We start from the raw sequence: 20,403 nt of genomic DNA, 5'->3' as shown, positions 1-20,403 counted from the left end.
CGTGGCCGATCCGCGAACCTACCGCCCGGCCCCCGGTTCCATCCCCACGGAGCCGGGGGTCTACCGGTTCCGTGACGAGCACGGCCGGGTCATCTACGTCGGGAAGGCCAAGAACCTCCGCAGTCGACTCGGGTCGTACTTCGCCGACCTGACGCTGCTCCACCCGCGGACCAGGCAGATGGTCACCTCTGCCGCCGGCGTCCAGTGGACGGTGGTCTCTACAGAAGTTGAGGCACTGCAGCTCGAGTACACGTGGATCAAGAAATACGATCCGCGGTTCAACGTCCGGTACCGCGACGACAAGACGTACCCCCTCCTCGCGGTGACCGTCGGCGAGGAGATCCCGCGGGCGTTCGTCTACCGCGGTCCGCGTCGGCCCGGGACCCGCTACTTCGGTCCGTACTCGCACGCCTGGGCAATCCGCGACACCCTCGACACTCTCCAGCGGGTCTTCCCGGTGCGGTCCTGCTCCGCCGGTGTCTACAAGCGTCAGGCCCAACTGGGCCGGCCCTGCCTGCTCGGCTACATCGACAAGTGCGCGGCACCGTGCATCGGCCGGGTCACCCCGGACGAGCACCGCGTGATCGTGGACGAGTTGATCGACTTTCTCGCCGGGCGGACGGACCCGATGATGCGCCGCATCGAGAAGCAGATGCTCGAGGCCTCGGCGGACCTGGACTTCGAGCGCGCCGCCCGCCTGCGGGACGATCTGGAGGCGATGCGCCGCGCCATGGAGAAGCAGGCGGTGGTGCTCGGCGACGGGACCGACGCGGACGTGGTGGGCGTGGAGGCCGACGAACTGCAGGTGTCGGTCCAGGTCTTCCACGTGCGCGGCGGACGGATCCGCGGACAGCGCGGGTGGGTGGTGGAACACGCCCACGGGGTCGACGACGAGGGGCACTTCGACGCGCAGAAGGCGATACCCGGTGTCGTCTCGGACTATCTCGCGCAGTTCTACGGCGGGGAGGCGGATCTGGCCGGCGCCGCCGAGACGGCGGATATCGCGGCGGCCGTTCCCCGCGAGGTGTTGGTGCCCGCGCTCCCAGAGGATTCCGACGAGCTCACCGACTGGCTCTCCGGGCTGCGTGGGTCGAAGGTCTCCCTCCGGATCCCGCAGCGGGGGGACAAGCGGGCTCTCGCCGAGACCGTCCACCGCAACGCCGTCGAGGCGTTGACCCAACACAAACTCCGGCGGAGTGGCGACCTCACGGCCCGGTCCGCCGCACTCCAGGAGATCCAGGAGAACCTCGACCTGGAGACGGCGCCCCTGCGCATCGAATGTGTCGACATCTCGCACATCCAGGGCACCGACGTGATGGCCTCGCTCGTGGTGTTCGAGGACGGCATCCCGCGGAAGAGCGACTACCGCCTCTACCGGATCCGGGACGCGGCGGGTGACGGGCATTCCGACGACGTGGCGAGCATCGCCGAGGTGACACGCCGGCGGTTCCGGCGCCACCACGAGGACCCCGCGCTCACCCCGGACGAGACGGACGGGCCGGTCGACGACGAGTCCGATGCCGATCAGGCGTCCACGCCACGGCGCCGGTTCGCCTACCCGCCGCAGCTGTTCGTGGTGGACGGGGGACGCCCCCAGGTCGAGGCGGCATCCGAGGTTCTCGCCGAGTTGGGGGTCACGGACGTGCCGGTGATCGGCATCGCCAAGCGCCTGGAGGAGATCTGGATACCGGGGGAGGAGTTCCCGGTCATCTTCCCGCGCCACGGCGAGGGCCTGTTCCTCCTGCAGCGCCTCCGCGACGAGGCACACCGGTTCGCGATCCGCGCCCACCGCGGTGCGCGGTCCAAGCGGATGACCACGTCGGTGCTCGACGACGTGCCCGGCCTGGGCCCCACCCGCCGTGCCGCGCTCAGCGAGGCGTTCCCGACCGTCTCCGCGCTCCGGGCCGCCACCGTCGACGAACTGTGCGCGGTCCCGGGGATCGGCCCCGGAGTCGCGGCGTCGATCAGATCGGTGTTGGGTGGCGGGACCCCGGACGCCCCGGGCCCGGACGTGACAGACTCGACCGGACAGGACGAGGGTGGCCCAGACGATGCGAGGTGACGCGATGGTGGACAGCACCGAAGCCCGTGAGTTGCTCCTGATCAGCGGAATGTCCGGTGCGGGCAAGGGCACTGCCTCCAAGGTGCTGGAGGAATTCGGATGGTACGTGGTGGACAACCTGCCGCTGTCGTTCCTCGACGAGTTCCTCACCGGCCTCGGGAACACGGAGGACCAGCCCGATCGGCTCGCCGTGGTCGTGGACACCCGGAGCATCGGCTTCGATACCCACATCGACGACCTGGTCGCGCGTGTCGACGGCGATCCCAACGCCCGCATCCTCTTCCTCGACGCCTCGGACGAGGCGCTCGTCAGCCGCTTCAACAATGTGCGTCGCTCGCATCCGCTGCAGTCCGGCGGCGGACTCATCGACGGGATCGAGCGGGAACGTCGGATCCTGGAGGGGATCAGAGGGCGTGCCGACGTCGTCGTCGATACTTCCGCCCTGAACGTCCACGACCTCCGGCACCGACTCGAGACCCCCTTCGGCGACCTGGGCTTCGACTTCCACCTCACCGTCGAGTCGTTCGGGTTCAAGTACGGGGTTCCCGTCGACGTGGACATGCTGCTCGACATGAGGTTCCTCCCGAACCCGCACTGGGTACCCGAGCTCCAGCCGCACAACGGCCGCGAGAAACCCGTCCGCGACTACGTCATGGCCGACGACTCGATCGAGGAGTACCTGCGGTCAGCGGAGACGATGATCCGGTTGGCCATGCACGGCTACCGCCGTGAGGGCAAGCGCTACATGACGATCGCGGTCGGCTGCACCGGCGGCAAGCACCGCAGCGTCGCGATCACCGAGGCCCTCGCCGGCCGGCTCTCCGGCCTCGGTTCGGTCGACGTCCACATCCGGCACCGCGACCTCGGTCGGGAGTGACGCGGTGTCGACGGACGAGAACGAACCCCGGATCGGTTCCCTGGTCGCCCTCGGCGGCGGGCACGGTTTGTCGGCCACGCTGCGCGCGGCGCGCCTGGTGGCCCGCGATGTCACGGCGGTGGTGACGGTGGCCGACGACGGGGGCTCCTCGGGACGGCTCCGCCGCGAGCTGCAGATCCTCCCGCCGGGAGACCTGCGGATGGCACTGTGCGCCCTCGCCGCCACCGATGACGACCATCAACTGCTGACCCGGCTCTTCCAGCACCGGTACGGCGGAACCGGCGCGCTCGCCGGGCACGCGGTGGGCAACCTCGTCTTCGCCGGACTCTGGGAGCTCCTCGGTGACCCCCTCGAGGCGCTCGACACCCTGGCGTCGCTGCTCGGCGCGACCGGACGGGTCCTGCCCATGTCCCCGGTCGCACTCGACATCGCCGCCGAGGTCGTGGGACTCGAGGCCGATCCACGCGTGGTGCGGACGATCATCGGCCAGGTCGCGGTGGCCACGACCCCCGGTCGGGTGCGCCGGGTCCGGCTGATCCCGCCCGACCCGCCCGCCGCCGACGGTGTCGTCTCCGCGATCGACGCCGCCGATCTGGTCGTGCTGGGCCCGGGGTCGTGGTTCACCAGCGTCATCCCGAACGTGCTCATCAAGGAGATCGCCGACTCGTTGGCCCGGACCCGGGCCACCAAGGTGCTGGTTCTCAACCTCGCCCCACAGCCGGGGGAGACCGCCGGGTTCTCTGCCGAGCAGCATCTCCACGTGCTGCGACAGCACGCACCCGCGATCGATTTCGACGCCGTCCTGGTCGATTCGCGGATGCCGCTGAGCGGAACCGAGCGCGAGCACCTCGAGCGGGCCGCCGCCGGACTCGGCGCCAGGGTCCACACCTCGGAGATCGCCCGGACCGGCGAGGATGGGACCATGAGTGCGGTCCATGACCCGACTCAGTTGGCCAGGGCGCTGGCCGACGTGATGCCCGCGAGCGCGGGCGACAGACGTAACGGACGAAGGAGCACGGAGTGTCGCTGACCGCCCAGGTCAAATCCGAACTGGTGCGTGTCCCTGTCGGGACCACCGAGACCAGGAAGGCGGAGGTCTCCACCCTCCTGCGGTTCGCGGGGACGCTCCAGGTCCTGTCCGGTCGACTCGTGATCGAGGCCGAGGTGGATTCCGGCGACATCGTCGACCGTCTCGCGGGCGAACTGGACTCACTGTTCGGGGTGGCGTGCGAAGTGCACCCGATCGGGGGATCCGGCGGACGTACCGCCCGGAAGTTCGTCCTCCGTGTCATCGACCGTGGCGCGGACCTCGCGCGGCAACTCGGACTGGTCGACAACGGCGGTCGTGCCGTTCGAGGCCTGCCGGCCGCAGTAGTGGGCGGTCCGGTCGCCGCCGCCGAGGCGGCCTGGCGCGGGGCCTTCCTCGCCCACGGCTCGCTCACCAAACCCGGACGGTCCTCGGCACTCGAGGTCACGGCACCCGGATCCGAGGCCGCCATGGCACTGGTGGGAGCTGCGCGTCGTCTCGGCGTCACCGCCAAGGCACGGGAGGTCCGGGGAGGGGACAGGGTCGTCCTCCGGGACGGCGAGGCGATCGGCATCCTGCTGGCACGGATGGGGGCCACGACCACCCGCGACGTGTGGGAGGAGCGCCGCTCACGCGGCGAGGTGAGGGCCACCGCGAACCGGCTCGCCAACTTCGACGACGCCAACCTCCGCCGGTCCGCACGAGCGGCCGTCGCCGCCGCGGCCCGTGTCCAACGTGCGCTGGAGATCCTCGGCGAGGACGTCCCGGACCACCTGCTCGCCGCGGGCGAACTACGCGTCCAGCACCGCCAGTCCTCGCTCGAGGAGCTCGGTCAACTCGCCGACCCGCCCATGACGAAGGACGCGGTCGCCGGCCGGATTCGTCGCCTGCTGTCCATGGCGGACCGCAAGGCCGCCGAGATCGGGATCCCGGACACCGAGTCGGTCGTCACCGAGGACATGCTGGACGACGCCTGATCACACGCCGGAGCACCATGCACGGCAGATTCCGGTCCCCAGGTAGTCTGGGTCACGTCCCGGGCGCTCAGCGTCCCCGGCGACGTCCAGCGTTGTCGCACCACCAATCAAGGAGATATCGAAGTGACCGTGCGCGTAGGCATTAACGGATTCGGACGTATCGGCCGCAACTTCTACCGCGCGGTGGAGGCACTCAAGGCCGAGGGCAAGACGGACATCGAGATCGTGGCCGTCAACGACCTCACCACGAACGACATGCTCGCTCACCTCCTCAAGTACGACTCGACGCTCGGTCGCCTCGGCAAGGACGTCAGCTTCGACGACAACTCGCTGACCGTCGGCGGCACCAAGATCGGTGCCCTGGCCGTCAAGGAAGGGCCCGCCTCAGTGCCGTGGGGCGACTACGGCGTCGACGTCGTCGTCGAGTCCACCGGCATCTTCACCAACGCCGACAAGGCACGCGGCCACCTCGAGGGCGGCGCGAAGAAGGTCATCATCTCGGCTCCCGCCTCGGGCGAGGACCTCACCGTGGTTATGGGCGTCAACGACGACCAGTACGACGGCTCGCAGACGATCATCTCCAACGCGTCCTGCACCACGAACTGCCTCGCGCCGGTCGCGAAGGTCCTCTCCGACGAGTTCGGCATCATCAAGGGCCTCATGACCACGGTCCACGCGTACACCGCCGACCAGAACCTGCTCGACGCCCCGCACAAGGACCCCCGTCGTGCCCGCGCCGCCGCGCTCAACATGGTCCCCACCTCGACCGGCGCCGCCAAGGCCGTCGCCTTGGTCCTCCCGGAGCTCAAGGGCAAGTTCGACGGCTATGCCGTTCGCGTACCGCTGCCCACCGGCTCGCTCACCGACCTCACGGTCGAGCTCGAGAAGAAGGGCTCGGTCGACGAGGTCAACGCCGCCGTGAAGGCCGCCGCCGAGGGCCCGATGAAGGGCATCCTCAAGTACACGGAGGATCCCATCGTCTCCTCCGACATCGTCACCGATCCTCACTCGTCGATCTTCGACGCGCCGCTGACCAAGGCGATCGACGGCCAGATCAAGATCGCCTCCTGGTACGACAACGAGTGGGGCTACTCCAACCGCCTCGCCGACCTCATCGGCCTCGTCGGCAAGTCGCTCTGAGTGACCTCCGGGTCCTGACGACACCAGCACGACCACCGGGCCCGGTCCCGGACGCACCACGCGTCCCGACCGGGCCCGGTGTGGCATCACGACATCCTCGAAGAATCCACCACCACCGCATATCCCCACAGGAGTCCACCCCATGGCAGTGAGCACGCTCTCCGACCTGCTCGAGGCCGGCGTCGACGGTCGCAAGATCCTCGTCCGCTGTGACCTCAACGTCCCGCTCGACGGTGACACGATCACCGACGCGGGCCGGATCACGGCCTCACTGCCCACCCTCAACGCACTGCTCGACGCCGGTGCCGCGCTCGTCATCACCGCCCATCTCGGACGCCCGGGCGGCAAGGTGGATCCCGAGTTCTCCCTCGCCCCCGTCGCCGCGAAGCTCGGCGACGATCTGGGCCGCTACGTGCAGCTCGCCGGTGACGTCGTGGGGTCCGACGCGCGCGAGCGTGCCAACGGACTGACCGAGGGCGACGTGCTGCTGGTGGAGAACGTCCGCTTCGATCCCCGCGAGACCAGCAAGGACGAGGCCGAGCGCGCCGAGTTCGCCGCCGAGCTGGCCTCTCTCGTCGGTGAAGACGGCGCGTTCGTCTCCAACGGATTCGGCGTGGTGCACCGCGCCCAGGCCTCGGTCTATGACGTGGCCAAGTTCCTCCCCGCGTACGCCGGCGACCTGGTCTCCAGCGAGGTCGACGTGCTGGCAAACCTCTCCGGCGACCCGAAGCGTCCGTACGCGGTCGTGCTCGGCGGATCGAAGGTCTCCGACAAGCTGGCCGTCATCGAGGCGCTCGCGCCGAAGGTCGACACGCTCGTCATCGGCGGCGGCATGTGCTTCACCTTCCTCGCCGCCCAGGGCCACGGCGTGGGCGCGTCCCTCCTGCAGGAGGAGATGATCGACACCTGCAAGGACCTGCTCGCCAAGTTCGGTGACGTCATCAGCCTTCCCGTGGACGTGGTGGCAGCGGACGGCTTCGCCGCCGACGCGCCGCACTCCACCGTTCCCGCCGACGCCATCCCCGAGGGGAAGATGGGTCTGGACATCGGCCCCGCGTCGGTCGCCGCGTTCGCCGAGAAGCTGTCGGTCGCGAAGACCGTGTTCTGGAACGGACCGATGGGCGTGTTCGAGTTCGAGGCGTTCTCCGCCGGCACCCGGGGAGTGGCCGAGTCCATCATCGCCGCCACCGCTGACGGCGCGTTCTCCGTTGTCGGCGGCGGCGACTCCGCCGCCGCGGTCCGCACACTGGGCCTGGGAGAGGAGAACTTCTCCCACATCTCCACCGGTGGCGGAGCGTCCCTGGAGTACCTCGAGGGCAAGGAACTGCCCGGCGTCACCGCGCTCGAGCGCACCAACTGATCCGGCCCGTCCACCACAGGAGAGAAAATGGCACGCACCCCGCTCATCGCCGGCAACTGGAAGATGAACCTCAACCACCTCGAGGCCATCGCGCTCGTGCAGAAGGTTGCCTTCGCCCTGCCCGAGAAGTACCTCGAGAAGGTCGACGTGGCGTTCATCCCGCCCTTCACCGACATCCGCGGCGTCCAGATCGTGATCGAGGGCGACAAGCTCGGCTTCGCCTACGGCGCCCAGGACGTCTCCGTCCACGCCTCCGGTGCCTACACCGGTGAGGTGTCCGCGTCGATGCTCGCCAAGCTCGGCTGCACCTACGTCGTGGTGGGGCACTCCGAGCGACGCGACTACCACGCCGAGACCGATCAGCTCGTCGCGCAGAAGGCGGCCGCGTGCCACGAGCACGGCCTCGTGCCGATCGTCTGCGTGGGCGAGAAGCTCGACGTCCGCGAGGCGGGCGACCACGTCGACTTCGTGGTCACCCAGCTCAAGGGGTCACTGGAGGGGCTCACCACCGAGCAGCTCGCCGACACCGTGATCGCCTACGAGCCGGTCTGGGCCATCGGCACGGGCAAGACGGCCTCCGCTGCCGACGCCCAGGAGGTCTGCGGCGCGATCCGGTCCGCCCTCGCCGAACTGGCGGACGCGGAGACCGCAGAGAAGATGCGTGTGCTCTACGGCGGCAGCGTCAACGCGTCCAACGTGGGTGAGCTCCTCGAGCAGCCCGACGTGGACGGCGGGCTCGTGGGCGGGGCCTCGCTCAAGCCCGACGAGTTCGCCCAGCTCTCGGCGATCGCCGCCGGCGGCCCGCTGCCCTGATCCGACCCTGCCCGGCGCGCCCCGACCGCGATGTCGGGGCGCGCCGGGATTCGCGCCTGCCACCTGACCGGGTAGGCTGTAGCGGTCGACATCCGACCGACTGACTGACGTGAGGCACGATCCCTTTCATGAAGCTCGCCCTGGAAATCTTCCTCATCATCTCCAGCCTGCTGCTGATGCTGTTCATCCTGCTGCACCGCGGTAAGGGTGGTGGCCTGTCGTCACTCTTCGGTGGCGGTGTCCAGTCCAGCCTGTCGGGTTCGAGCGTCGTCGAGCGCAACCTCGACCGGGTGACGATCATCGTGGCGGTGCTCTGGCTCATCGCGATCGTCGCGGTCGGACTCGTGGTCCGCTTCAGCTGACCTTCCACGATCTCCACGGCCCACTCGGGTGCTCGCGCGGTAGTCGCGCACACGGAGAACGGGGTGTGTCTCCTACCTCACCGGTAGGGGACACACCCCGTTTCTAGTTCTGCCCCCTCACCCCGCTTCTCGTTCTCACTCTTCTTCGCGTGGGTCGAAAGGTGATCGCCGAGCAGTGATCGTCGCGTGGTGATCTGTGAACGTCGAGCGGCGGGCGGCGAGCGACGAGCAGTGTCAGGTCAGGCGCGATGCCGCGGGTCCGTCGAGGTGGTAGGTGGTCGAGACCGTGCCGACAGCGCCCGCCACGGGCCACTCGGTGGGGTCCGCCCCGCCGACGCCGTTGGCCACGGCCTCGGCCTTGCCCTCACCCGTCGCCACGACGATGACGTGCCGCGAGCGACGCACCGCCGGAAGGGTGAACGTCATGCGCTCGGGAGGCGGCTTGGGACAGTTCCGCACGCCCACGGCGAGAGACTCGGTCTCGGCGACCGCCGGCGTGTGCGGGAAGATCGAGTCGATGTGCCCCTCCGGCCCCATTCCGAGGATCGTCACATCGAAGATCTCGTGCTCGCTGGCGGGCAGTGCCACGTCCGCGAGGAAAGACGCCGCCGCTCGGTCGACATCCGACATGTCATCGGAGCGTGCGGGCCAGCGATGCACGGTGGGACGATCGCCCAGTCGGTCGAGGAGGGCGGCGTCGAGTTGGCCGTCGTTCCGCTCGGGATCGTCGGCCGGGACGAAGCGCTCGTCACCGAAGTATACGGTGACCCTGCCCCAGTCGATGTCCGTCTCGGCTAGCGCGGCCGCGGTCTTGACCCCGGCGCTCCCGCCGGTCAGGGCGAGGACCGCCCGACCATTCGACGCGATGCGCTCGGTGAGGTGCCCCTCGATCGCCTGTGCCGCCGCGGTGGCGAGCGCGTCGACATCCGCGTGCACGTGGTGGAGAATCTGTGACATCGGTACTCCGTTCCTGTGGGTGTCCGGCTTCAGTGCCGTAGGTCAGCGGACGGATGCCGAGGTGTAGATGACTCGCTCGAGTCCCGCCAGCGCCTCCGCGTAGACGCCGTCCGTGTCCATGCGCCGCAGCTCCTCGGCCAGGCAGTCGGCGACACTCCGCCCGACGATGGCCACGCGGGTGGTCGCCTGTCCGGTGATGGTGAGCTCCGCCGCGGTGGCACTGAGCTGCCGGAGGACGATTGATCCCGACGCCCGCTCGAGCACCACCATCGACGGACCGACGGCGCGGTTGACGTCGATCCCCAGACGCGACGCCAGCCAACCGCCCGCGAGGTCTACGGAGGCCGCCGCCTCGGGACCACACACAGTGGCCGCGGTGATCGGCTCGTACGGGGGGCGGTCCAGTGTCGCCGCGAGGAGCGACCGCCAGTGAGTGATCCTCGCCCACGCCAGGTCCGTGTCGCCCGGCGAGTAGCCGGCCGCACGCTTGGCGAGTGCGTCTGTCGGATGCCCCTCGGCGTCCGAGTCCACGATCCTTCGGCGGGCCAGTCTCCCGACCCGGTCGTCCGCGAGCTTCGTGGGCGCGTGCCGTGGCCACCAGACCGCCAGAGGTGTGTCGGGGAGAAGCAGGGGAGTGACGATCGAGGCGGACTGAGAGGCCAGCGCACCGGCTGTCCGCAGCACCACCACCTCGGCGGCACCCGCGTCGCCACCCACGCGGATCTGCGCGTCCAACCGGTCCGCGTCGGAGCGCCGACCCCTGATCACCACGATCACTCGGCACGGGTGCTCCCGACTGGCCTCGTTGGCGGCGTTGATCGCCGACTCGCTGCCACGGACGTGGTCGGTGACGACGATGAGGGTGAGGACGCGTCCGATCGTGCTGAGGCCGGCCTCCTCGCGGATCTGCACGAGCCTCTTGGAGATGTCCCTGGTCGAGGTGTCGGGAAGTTCGATGATCACGGTCGCCTCCACGCTCGGCCGCTCCGGGCAAGGATCTCGTCGGCGCCCCTGGGGCCCCACGTGCCGGCCTGGTACTTCTCAGGGGTGCCCTGCGACTCCCACTCCCGGAGCACCGGATCGAGCAGCATCCAGCTGAGCTCGACCTCGCGGGAGACGGGAAACAGTGACGGTTCGCCGAGAAGGACGTCGAGGATGAGCCGCTCATAGGCCTCGGGGGAGGACTCGGTGAACGCCTCGCCGTAGGCGAAGTCCATGTTGACGTCGCGGACCTCCATCGCGGTTCCAGGCACCTTGGACCCGAACCGCAACGTCACACCCTCGTCCGGCTGGACCCGGATCACCAGGGCGTTCTGACCGAGTTCCTGCGTCATGGTGGTATCGAACGGCAGATGGGGCGCCCGGCGGAACATGACAGCGATCTCGGTGACCCGTCGGCCGAGTCTCTTCCCGGTCCGGAGGTAGAACGGGACCCCCGCCCAACGCCGGTTGTGGACCTCGAGAGTGATCGCGGCGTAGGTCTCCGTGGTCGAGGACGGGTCGTAGCCCTCTTCCTCCGTCAGGCCCGCCACGTGCTCGGACCCCTGCCATCCGTCCGCGTACTGGCCACGAGCGGCGGTCTCGGATATGGGGAGAGCCAGTGACGTGGACTCGAGGACCTTGGTCTTCTCCGCGCGGAGCGCGGCCGCCGAGAAATCGGTCGGTTCCTCCATGGCCACGAGTGCCATCAGCTGGATGAGGTGATTCTGGATGACATCGCGGGCAGCGCCGATCCCGTCGTAGTACCCGGCACGGCCACCCAGACCGATGTCCTCCGCCATCGTGATCTGCACGTGGTCGACATGATTGGCGTTCCACACGGGCTCGAACAGTTGGTTGGCGAAGCGGAGAGCCAGAATGTTCTGGACAGTTTCCTTGCCCAAGTAATGGTCGATCCGGAAGACCGAGTCCTCGCGGAACACCGCGCCGACGACGTCGTTGAGTTCGCGAGCGCTCTCCAGGTCGTGACCGAACGGCTTCTCGATCACGACGCGCCGCCACGAGCCGTCCGGCCCCGTGGTGCAGCCGGTGGTGTCGAGGTGACGGCAGACGGTGGGGAAGTCGTCTGGGGGAATCGACAGATAGAAGGCATAGTTGCCGGCGGTACCGCGTTCCGCCTCCAGTGCGGACAGCTGCGCCGCCAGGCGGGTGAACCCCTCGTCGTCGTCAAACGTTCCGGTGACGAACCGCAGTCCCGCCGCGAGCTGGTCCCACACGTCCTCACGGAACGGCGTCCGGGCCTTCTCCCGCGCGCACTCGCGCGCGAAATCTGCGAACTCCTCGTGGGACCATTTCCGACGGCCGAATCCGATCAGCGAGAAGCCGGGCGGCAACAAACCCCGGTTGGCGAGGTCGTAGACGGCGGGGATCAGCTTCTTCTTGGACAGATCACCGGTCACACCGAAGATCACCAGTCCCGAGGGACCAGCGATCCGCGGGAGCCGACGATCCCGCGGATCGCGGAGCGGATTGGTCGGTACGGCGTTCTCCGTGCCGGCCTCCCCGTTGCGACGCCCGCGACCCGCGTCGCTCACTGTCCTGCCGGAATCTCGTCGATACGCGTCCGCACGGTCGCGAGCAGGTCATCCCATGCGGTGACGAACTTCTCCACGCCCTGCTGTTCCAGGAGGGCGAAGACCTCGTCCAGGTCGATCCCTTCCGCACGGAGCGCGTCGAGGGTGTCATGCGAGGCCGCTGCCGAACCACGAACCGTGTCTCCCTCGAGGACACCGTGGTCGGCGAAGGCCTCGATCGTGGCGAAGGGCATGGTGTTGACCGTTCCGTGCGTGACGAGGCCGGTCACGTACAGGGTGTCCGGGTACGCCGGGTCCTTCACCCCGGTCGAGGCCCAGAGCAGGCGCTGGGGCCGGGCGCCGCGCTCGGCTAGTGGCCCGAAGCGACCCGCGGTGTCGAAGACCTCGTCGTAGACCTCCTGGCACAGGCGAGCGTTGGCGAGGCCCGCCTTGCCGCGGAGCGCGGAGTCGCCGGGCAGGCGCGAGTCGATCTCTGAGTCCAGACGAGAGACGAACACCGACGCCACCGAGTGGATCGTCGACAGATCGTGGCCCGCCTCGGCAGCACGCTCGAGGCCCGTGAGGTACGCCTGGGCGACCTTCCGGTACTGGTCGACCGAGAAGATGAGGGTCACGTTGACATCGATACCCCGCCCGATCACCTCGGAGATCGCGGGCAGTCCGGCGGCGGTGGCCGGGATCTTGATCATGACGTTGGGACGGTCGACGACGCCCGAGAGTTCGACGGCCTGGGTGATGGTCGCCTCCGTCTCGTCAGCCAGACGGGGGTCGACCTCGAGGGAGACACGGCCGTCGACGCCGTCGGTCGAGGAGTAGACCCCGGCCAGGACGTCACAGGCGTCACGGACGTCGGCGGTGGTGAGCGCACGCACCACGGCGTCGACGTCGCGGTCCGCCGAGACCGCCTCGGTCAACGCGGTGGAGTACGCCGAGGAGTCCTTCAGCGCGGACTGGAAGATCGCCGGATTGGTCGTGACGCCCACGACGGAATACGTCGACATGCGCGAGGCCAGCTCACCCGAGGCGATCAACTGGCGTGACAGGTCGTCGAGCCAGACCGATACCCCGGCTGCGCTGAGCGCGGCGAGATTGGCGTTGGTCATCATGCCTCCCCGGTCGAAGCCGCGAGCGACTCGCGGGCTGCGGTGGCAACGGCGTCTGCCGTGATGCCGAACTCGGTGTACAGGGTCTGGTAGGGCGCCGACGCTCCGAAGTGCTCGAGCGAGACCGCTCGACCGGCGTCCCCGATGAAGCGGTGCCACGGCATCGCGATACCTGCCTCGACCGAGACCCGCGCGCGGACGCTGCTCGGCAGCACCGACTCGCGGTACTCGGCGTCCTGCTGGTCGAAGAACTCGACACAGGGCATCGACACGACCCGCGTCGGCACCCCCTCGGCCTCCAGCGCGTCGCGGGCGGCGACGGCGAGCTGGACCTCGGAACCGGTGCCGATGAGGATCACCTCGGGGGTACCCGTCGACGCTTCGGCGAGGACGTAACCGCCCCGCTCGACACCCTCACGGGCGAGCTGCGCGGTGCCCTCGAGCACGGGCACGTTCTGCCGGGTCAGACACAGCCCCTTGGGACCGTCGAGCGCCTCCAGCATCGCCCGCCAGGCGGCGGCGGTCTCGTTGGCGTCGGCCGGACGGAGGATCGCCAGCCCCGGGATCGCGCGCAGCGCCGCGAGCTGCTCGACCGGCTGGTGGGTCGGGCCGTCCTCGCCCAGACCGATCGAGTCGTGGGTCCACACGTAGTAGGCGTTGCTGCCCTGGAGCGCGGCCAGCCGGACGGCCGGGCGCATGTACTCGCTGAAGATGAGGAACGTCCCGCCGTACGGGCGGGTGGGGCCGTGGAGCGCGATGCCGTTGAGGATCGCGCCCATCGCGTGTTCGCGAACACCGAAGTGCAGGTTCCGCCCGTAGGGGGAGGCGGTCCACGTGTCGGTGGTGATCGACGTGGGGCCGAACGAGTCAGCGCCCTTGATGGGGGTGTTGTTGGATCCGGCGAGATCGGCGGAACCGCCCCACAGTTCCGGGAGCGTGGCCGCGAGGGCCTGGATGGCCTCGGCGGAGGCCTTACGGGTCGCGACGCCCTTGGGGTCGGCCTCCCAGGTCGGCAGGTCGGCGTCCCACCCCTCGGGGAGCACGCCGGAGTAGAGCCGGTCGAAGAGGGCCTTACCCTCGGGGTTCGCCTCGGCCCAGGCGTGGAACATGTCGCTCCACTGCGCGTGGACGCGGGCGCCGCGGTCGCGGGCCGCACGGGTGTGGGCGATCACCTCGTCCTCGATGGTGAACGGCTCGGTGCCACCCATGCCGAGGGCCTCCTTGACGGCGTCGACCTCGTCCTGGCCCAGCGCGGCACCGTGCGCGGCGCCGGTGTTCATCGCGTTCGGCGCCGGGTAGGCGATGATCGTGCGGAGGACGATGATCGACGGCTTGTCCGTGACGGCTCGTGCGTCGGCGATCGCCTCCTCGATCGCTGCCACGTCCTCGCCGCCGTTCACCGTCTGGACGTGCCACCCGTAGGCCTCGTAGCGGGCCGCGACGTCCTCATTGAACGCGATTCGGGTGTCGTCCTCGATCGAGATCTCGTTGTCGTCGTACACCACGATCAGGTTGCCCAGCTGCTGGGTGCCGGCGAGCGACGACGCCTCGGAGGTCACTCCCTCCTGGAGATCCCCGTCCGAGGCCACGACGTAGATGAAATGGTCGAACGGGCTCTTGCCCGCGGGGGTGTCCGGGTCGAACAGCCCGCGCTCGTAGCGTGCCGCCATCGCCATACCGACCGCAGAGGCCAGTCCCTGTCCGAGCGGGCCGGTGGTGATCTCGACGCCGTCCGTGTGCTTCCACTCCGGGTGCCCCGGGGTAAGTGACCCCCACGTGCGGAGGGCCTTGAGGTCCTCGAGCTCGAGGCCGAATCCGGCGAGGTAGAGCTGGACATACTGGGTCAACGACGAGTGACCGCAGGACAGGACGAATCGGTCACGGCCGATCCAGCGGGGATCGGAGGGGTCATGGCGCATGACCCGCTGGTACAGGGTGTAGGCCAGAGGCGCGAGGCTCATCGCGGTGCCCGGATGGCCGCTTCCGCAGTTCTGGACGGCCTCGGCGGCGAGGACACGCGCGGTGTCGACTGCGCGGGTGTCCAGTTCGGTCCAGTCGGACGGGTGGCGGGCGGTGGTGAGCTCGGTGATCTCCGACGCGCTGGTCACTTGGTGTACTCCCGGGTCGAGGGGCGGCGCGGGTCTCGCGCGCATGTCATGAACCACCTTAGTGGGCGAGCCAGCTCGGGGTTGTACGGTCCCCGCCCCCGCCCTTTCGCGGACACCGATGTGGGCACGTAGTATCAGGAAACGTAGTGCGTTTTCGTCTGCGGCAAGGAGTTACGGTGCACGATTCGACCCCGACAAGGAGTGGGGGGCCATCCGTCTCCTCTCCGGAGTCTTCGGGGCAGCCGGCCCCGTCGAGCGGCCCGGCTCCGGCCATCGACGTGGTGATGGCCTACATCGCACTCACCAAGCCGCGGGTCATCGAGCTCCTCCTGGTCGCTGCGATCCCCGCACTGCTGCAGGCCGATCGCGGTCACATCCATCTCTCCCTCGTCCTGTTGACACTCGTCGGCGGGTGGATGGGGGCGGCGAGTGCCAACTCGTTCAACATGGTGGTGGACTACGACATCGACCAGGTGATGAAGAGGACCGAGCGTCGTCCGCTGGCCCGCCACGCGATCTCGCGTCGCGCCGCGCTGATCTTCAGCATCACTCTCGGTGTGGCCAGCATGCTCTGGCTCGGACTGCTGGCGAAGAGCTGGCTCGCCGCTCTGTTCATCCTGTTCACGATCTTCTTCTACGTGGTCGTGTACTCGATGATCCTCAAGCGCCGCACCGCCCAGAACGTGGTGTGGGGCGGTATCGCCGGCTGCATGCCGGTGTTCGTCTCCTGGGCCGTGATCACGGACAACCTGCCGGAGGGTCAAGCGCACAACTGGTGGCAGGCGGTCGTGCTTTTCCTCGTCATATTCTTCTGGACACCTCCGCACACCTGGGCGCTCGCCATGCGCTACAAGGAGGACTACAAGGCGGCCGGCGTCCCGATGCTGCCCGTGGTGATGGATGAGGTCGGAGTCACCCGTCGCATCACGATCTACACGTGGGCCACCGTGCTGTGCACCCTGTTCCTCATCCCCGCTGCGGGCTGGATCTACGCCGCCGGCGCGATCGGTTTCGGTCTCTGGTTCATCATCATGGCCCACCGCCTCGAGGCGGGAGTCCGTCGTGGCATCGAGGTCAAGCCACTGAAGCTGTTCATTCTCTCGAACAATTACCTCGCCGGGGTCTTCGTGGCTCTGTCCGTCGACGCCGTCCTGGGCCTCCAGACCGTCTCGGAGATCCTGCCCGCGCTCTGACCTACGCGCCGTCCGGCCCGGGATCAGTCGTCCACGACCGATCCCGGGCTCATTTCAGTACTTCGACGGGTCGAGCATCACCTCGACGGGTCGAGCACCACCGACCCGCTGGTCTGACGCGACTGGAGGGCGCGATGCGCCTGTGCTGCCTCGGAAAGTCCGAATCTCGCACCGACGGTCAGCGTGAGAGAGCCGGCCACCAGTGCATCGAGAACCTCAGCGGCACGGGCGCGGTACTCACTCGTGGTGGCGATGTAGTGGGCCAGGGTCGGGCGCGTGAGGAAAACCGATCCCGCTGCGTTGAGTCGCTGGGGATCGACCGGGGGAACCGGCCCACTGGCGGCGCCGAACAACACCAGCGTTCCGCGCCTGTCGAGTGAATCAAGGCTGCTGTCGAACGTGTCCTTGCCCACGCCGTCGAAGACGACCTGGACCCCACCGGCAGAGAGCTCACGGATCCGCTCCGGTGTGGCCTCCGGATAGAGCAGGACATGTTCCGCACCGAGCTCGCGGCACAGTTCCGCCTTGTCCGGGGTCGAGGTGGTGGTGATGACCTGGAATCCCCTGGCCACGGCCAACTGGATGAGAAGCTGGCCGACGCCTCCGGCGCCCGCCGTGATGAGCACCCAGTCCCCGGGGTCCGCGCGGTGGGTATCGGTGATCAGGTAGTGCGCGGTCAACCCCTGCAGCAGCATCGACGCCGCGACGTCGTCGTCGACCCCGTCCGGCACGGCGACCAGGGCGTCGGCGGGTGCCACGACGTACTGTGCGTACGAACCGGGGGCCTGACACCAGGCCACACGGTCACCTGCCACGAGGTCGGGGGTACCCGGTCCGACGGACTCGACCACCCCGGCTCCTTCGCTGCCGGGGACGAAAGGCAACTCCCGGGGGTAGACACCCTCGCGGAAGTACGTGTCGATGAAGTTGACGCCCACCGCGGTGGTCCGGATGAGGACCTCACCTGGTCCCGGTTCCGGGATGTCGGCATCGATCGGCGTGAGGACGTCCGGTCCACCGTGGTCAGAGATTTGGATCGCTCGCATGTGGCCCAGTATCCGCACACCCGGCCCTGTGCGCAGCGGAAGACCTTTGGATCAGCCTGCCAACTGACGGGAGTGGCGGACGAGCACCGACAGCGGAGGCGATAAGGTACACCCATGAGCCTGCAGATCCTTTCCCAGTACGCCGGGGGACCGCGTGTCCGGGCGACCGGCTGGCCCGCTGTCACCACGACCGGATCCGGCACCGCCCAGGCCGCTCCGGCCCCCGCCGAGACCGTCACGCCGGAGGCCGCGCCGGTAGCGACGGAATCGGCGTCACCCGAGGCGCAGGCGGTCGACACGGCATCGGAGTCCGAGACCCGGGATGCAGGTAACACGGCCTCGTCCGGCACTCCGGTCGCGGCAGCCGCAGCGGGGACCGCCGTGGCCGGCGGCGCGATCGCACTCGGTCGGCGGGGACCCAAGGCACCGGGAGGCGGGAAGTCGACTCTCCACGGTTCGCGCATCACCGAGTCCGACAGCACCGCTCCCGCAGCAGGTGCTCCGGCAGCGGGCAAGCCCGCGGCGGACACCCCTGCCGTGGACAGCACTACGTCGGCCGACGAGTCGACTCCGGACGCCGCGACCACCGAGTCCCCGTCGACCGAGGCTCCCGCCCAGGCAGACGAGGGTGCAGCCGCGCCCGCAGCTGGCTCGTCGGCCCCGTCGTCGGGCGGCGGACTGAAGCTCGGTGGTGGCTCCAAGGCCAAGGCCCCCGGCGGAGGTTCCGCCGGCAAGCTCGTGTTGGGCGGCGGTGCGGCCGCTGCTGCCGCCGGCGCTTCTGCAGCTGCTGCTTCCGATGCCCCGGATCAAACCCCGGTACCGACGGCCGAGGACACGGCGGATGTCGCACCGACGTCAGACGACACGCCCGCGGAGGCCGCAACCGCAGCGGGGGAGAAGCCGAAGTCCGGCGGTCTCACGCTCGGCGGCGGCACCGCCGCGAAGGCTCCCGGCGGCGGGAAGTCGGGAGGCCTCACCCTCGGTGGTGGCTCAAAGGCCAAGGCGCCCGGCGGCGGGAAATCCGGTGGTCTCACCCTCGGCGGCGGGGCAACCACTCCTGCCGACTCAGCGGGGTCGACTACTGAGACACCTGCCACCGAGGCACCGGCAACCGAGGCTCCCGCCTCCGACAAGCCGGCTGCAGCGGCGGCACCGAAGTCCGGCGGCCTCACCCTCGGTGGTGGCTCCAAGGCCAAGGCACCCGGCGGAGGTGCCGGGGCCCTGACCCTGGGCGGCGTTGCTGCCGCCGGTGGCGCGGCCGCCGCAGCAGCCGCCCCGACCAGCGACTCGTCGGAGAAGCAGGCCGCGGCCGCCGAGACGGAGACCGAGCGGTCCGAGACCACCGCAGGGTCGGCCGAATCGGATGCAGCCGTGGCTGAGAACGCCCCGTCCGAGAAGGCTCAATCGGAGAAGGCTCAATCGGAGAAGATCGAGGCCGCACCCCTTCCGGCCGGCCCGGTTCCGCCGAAGCGGGCGTCGAAATTCGTCACCAAGTTTCTGGCCCGTCACGGTGGCTCGGCGGATGTCGTCCTGCAACCGGTCGGGCGCCGCGGTGTCCGCGTGACCCTGGTCGGTGCGGACGGAACGCTGGGCGACACGATGGTCGACACCCTCGCCCAGGCAGAGGCGGTGCGCGACGGTATCGCGGGCGTCACCGGGTCCGATTGGGACCGCGAACTCGTGTCCCGTGTCGACGTCCCGGCCGGCCACTGGAAGCGTATGGCGGGCTCCGGCTCCCTTCTGTGACACGTCGCTGATGACTGTGGCCCCGCCGAGAGGCGGGGCCACAGTCATCTAGGGGGACCGGCGCGGGGTGGCCGTATTCCCGGTCAGGCGTCCGCGCGGTCGCGGATGACCCCCGCGGCCCACAGGGCGCCGGTCACGGCGGTGATCGCCCCGGCGAGGGTGACGTGCAGGATCACGAGCAACTCGGGGACCCCGAGCCAGTACTGGACGATCCCGACCACGGCCTGGGCCGCGATCATCCCGATGAGGATCCACGCCCGGCGGATGGCGGGTCCACTGGTTTTCAGCGCGATGAGTCCGGCGACGAGTCCGATGAGCAGGCATACGTAGCCGACCATCAGCTCCGCGTGGAAGTGCACGAGCCACTGGATCGGCAGCTGCAGGCGGTCTGCGGCCCCGATCCTGGCGTCACCGGCGTGCGGTCCCGCCCCGGTCACCATGGTCCCGGTGGCCAGGACACCGGCCAGCAGAACGGTGGACAGGATCGTGAGCCACCTCAACGGCGTGGGAACGACCTGCCGTGGGGGCGCGTCGTCGCGCTCACCGACGCGGACGAAGAGGACGGCGGCGAGCCACGCGAGGACCATCGAGGGCAGCAGGTGCAGCGCGACCGTCCACCAGATCAGCCCCGCGAGGACGGTGATGCCCCCGATGACGGCCTGTGCCAGGATGCCCACCGGCATCGTCAGCGACAGGAGGATGAGTCCCTTCCGACGGCCTGCTCGCAAGAGAGCCAGGATCAGCGCGGCGGCCACGGCCACCAGGACAAAGGTGAGCAGCCGGTTTCCGAACTCGATCGCCTGATGGACGGCCGGCCCGGCGCCGGGGACCGGGACGAAGCTGTCCTGATTGCACTTCGGCCACGTCTCGCATCCGAGTCCGGAGGCCGTGACCCGCACCAGGACCCCGGTCGTCATGATGCCGATCTGGGTGAAGACGTTCGCCAGCGCGAGACCCTTCTGCAGACGCATCGACGGCAGGGGGAGCCTGGACAGCGGGCCACCGGATCTCGCGGGCGCGCTCTCGGCCGGGTCGGAGGAGGACGGGGCTTGAGATGTCGCGGTCACGGGTCCGAGTCTAGGCCGCGTGGTGCCGGAC

General features: G+C 69.2%; 17 protein-coding genes. 10 read left to right on the top strand and 7 right to left on the bottom strand.

Annotated elements, in window-relative coordinates:
• Window position 1 precedes the first annotated feature (1 nt).
• The 8 genes from uvrC to secG all read left to right on the top strand — a co-directional run bounded on the left by uvrC (window position 2) and on the right by secG (window position 8,618).
• Window positions 2-2,062, top strand: coding sequence for an excinuclease ABC subunit UvrC (gene uvrC, locus OPF83_RS00575; RefSeq protein ID WP_264885269.1), 2,061 nt, complete (start codon window positions 2-4; stop codon window positions 2,060-2,062).
• The gene (gene rapZ, locus OPF83_RS00570; RefSeq protein ID WP_375546189.1) at window positions 2,052-2,939 is read left to right on the top strand and encodes an RNase adapter RapZ; all 888 of its coding nucleotides are present in this window, start codon (window positions 2,052-2,054) and stop codon (window positions 2,937-2,939) included. The genes uvrC and rapZ overlap by 11 nt, the downstream gene beginning before the upstream one ends.
• A 4-nt stretch (window positions 2,940-2,943) precedes the next feature.
• A complete protein-coding gene (gene yvcK, locus OPF83_RS00565) occupies window positions 2,944-3,969 on the top strand; it encodes a uridine diphosphate-N-acetylglucosamine-binding protein YvcK (protein WP_264885267.1) in 1,026 nt (341 codons plus the stop codon).
• Window positions 3,960-4,943, top strand: a complete 984-nt coding sequence (whiA, locus tag OPF83_RS00560) for a DNA-binding protein WhiA (protein ID WP_264885266.1) — start codon at window positions 3,960-3,962, stop codon at window positions 4,941-4,943. The genes yvcK and whiA overlap by 10 nt, the downstream gene beginning before the upstream one ends.
• Window positions 4,944-5,066: 123 nt before the next feature.
• Window positions 5,067-6,083: a type I glyceraldehyde-3-phosphate dehydrogenase gene (gap, locus tag OPF83_RS00555; protein WP_264885265.1), complete on the top strand. Its 1,017-nt coding sequence runs from the start codon at window positions 5,067-5,069 to the stop codon at window positions 6,081-6,083.
• A gap of 142 nt (window positions 6,084-6,225) precedes the next feature.
• On the top strand, window positions 6,226-7,443 hold the full coding sequence (locus OPF83_RS00550; protein WP_264885264.1) for a phosphoglycerate kinase: 1,218 nt from the start codon (window positions 6,226-6,228) through the stop codon (window positions 7,441-7,443).
• A gap of 27 nt (window positions 7,444-7,470) precedes the next feature.
• On the top strand, window positions 7,471-8,256 hold the full coding sequence (gene tpiA / locus OPF83_RS00545; protein WP_264885263.1) for a triose-phosphate isomerase: 786 nt from the start codon (window positions 7,471-7,473) through the stop codon (window positions 8,254-8,256).
• Window positions 8,257-8,384: 128 nt separating this feature from the next.
• A complete protein-coding gene (gene secG, locus OPF83_RS00540) occupies window positions 8,385-8,618 on the top strand; it encodes a preprotein translocase subunit SecG (protein ID WP_264885262.1) in 234 nt (77 codons plus the stop codon).
• 234 nt (window positions 8,619-8,852) lie between these two features.
• On the opposite strand, the gene pgl is transcribed toward secG, so the two are convergent.
• Genes pgl through tkt form a run of 5 tightly spaced genes read right to left on the bottom strand, consistent with a single transcriptional unit; the run spans window position 8,853 to window position 15,320 of the window.
• Window positions 8,853-9,575 carry a 6-phosphogluconolactonase gene (gene pgl, locus OPF83_RS00535; protein WP_264885261.1) on the bottom strand — a complete coding sequence of 241 codons (723 nt, stop codon included), beginning with the start codon at window positions 9,573-9,575 and terminating at the stop codon, window positions 8,853-8,855.
• Window positions 9,576-9,617: 42 nt separating this feature from the next.
• Window positions 9,618-10,538 (bottom strand): glucose-6-phosphate dehydrogenase assembly protein OpcA, encoded by a 921-nt coding sequence (locus tag OPF83_RS00530; protein ID WP_375546182.1) that lies wholly within the window; start codon window positions 10,536-10,538, stop codon window positions 9,618-9,620.
• On the bottom strand, window positions 10,535-12,109 hold the full coding sequence (zwf, locus tag OPF83_RS00525; RefSeq protein WP_264885259.1) for a glucose-6-phosphate dehydrogenase: 1,575 nt from the start codon (window positions 12,107-12,109) through the stop codon (window positions 10,535-10,537). Before zwf ends, OPF83_RS00530 begins: the two co-directional genes overlap by 4 nt.
• Window positions 12,106-13,215, bottom strand: a complete 1,110-nt coding sequence (gene tal / locus OPF83_RS00520; protein WP_264885258.1) for a transaldolase — start codon at window positions 13,213-13,215, stop codon at window positions 12,106-12,108. Before tal ends, zwf begins: the two co-directional genes overlap by 4 nt.
• A complete protein-coding gene (tkt, locus tag OPF83_RS00515) occupies window positions 13,212-15,320 on the bottom strand; it encodes a transketolase (protein WP_264885257.1) in 2,109 nt (702 codons plus the stop codon). Before tkt ends, tal begins: the two co-directional genes overlap by 4 nt.
• Window positions 15,321-15,592: 272 nt before the next feature.
• On the opposite strand from tkt, the gene OPF83_RS00510 reads away from it, so the two are divergent.
• Window positions 15,593-16,513 carry a heme o synthase gene (locus tag OPF83_RS00510; RefSeq protein WP_264885547.1) on the top strand — a complete coding sequence of 307 codons (921 nt, stop codon included), beginning with the start codon at window positions 15,593-15,595 and terminating at the stop codon, window positions 16,511-16,513.
• Window positions 16,514-16,590: 77 nt separating this feature from the next.
• Here the strand turns inward: OPF83_RS00510 and OPF83_RS00505 are convergent, their stop codons facing one another.
• Complete coding sequence (locus OPF83_RS00505) at window positions 16,591-17,559, bottom strand: quinone oxidoreductase (RefSeq protein WP_264885256.1); 969 nt, start codon at window positions 17,557-17,559, stop codon at window positions 16,591-16,593.
• A gap of 114 nt (window positions 17,560-17,673) precedes the next feature.
• Between OPF83_RS00505 and OPF83_RS00500 the strand changes: the two genes are divergently transcribed.
• A complete protein-coding gene (locus tag OPF83_RS00500) occupies window positions 17,674-19,305 on the top strand; it encodes a hypothetical protein (RefSeq protein WP_264885255.1) in 1,632 nt (543 codons plus the stop codon).
• Window positions 19,306-19,388: 83 nt separating this feature from the next.
• Here OPF83_RS00500 and OPF83_RS00495 read toward each other — a convergent pair whose 3' ends face one another.
• Window positions 19,389-20,372, bottom strand: a complete 984-nt coding sequence (locus OPF83_RS00495) for a heme A synthase (protein WP_264885254.1) — start codon at window positions 20,370-20,372, stop codon at window positions 19,389-19,391.
• Window positions 20,373-20,403 lie beyond the last annotated feature (31 nt).

This window comes from Dietzia sp. NCCP-2495 (genome assembly GCF_026011735.1).
GTDB lineage: Bacteria > Actinomycetota > Actinomycetes > Mycobacteriales > Mycobacteriaceae > Dietzia.
This window is presented reverse-complemented; position numbering and strand designations above follow the sequence as displayed.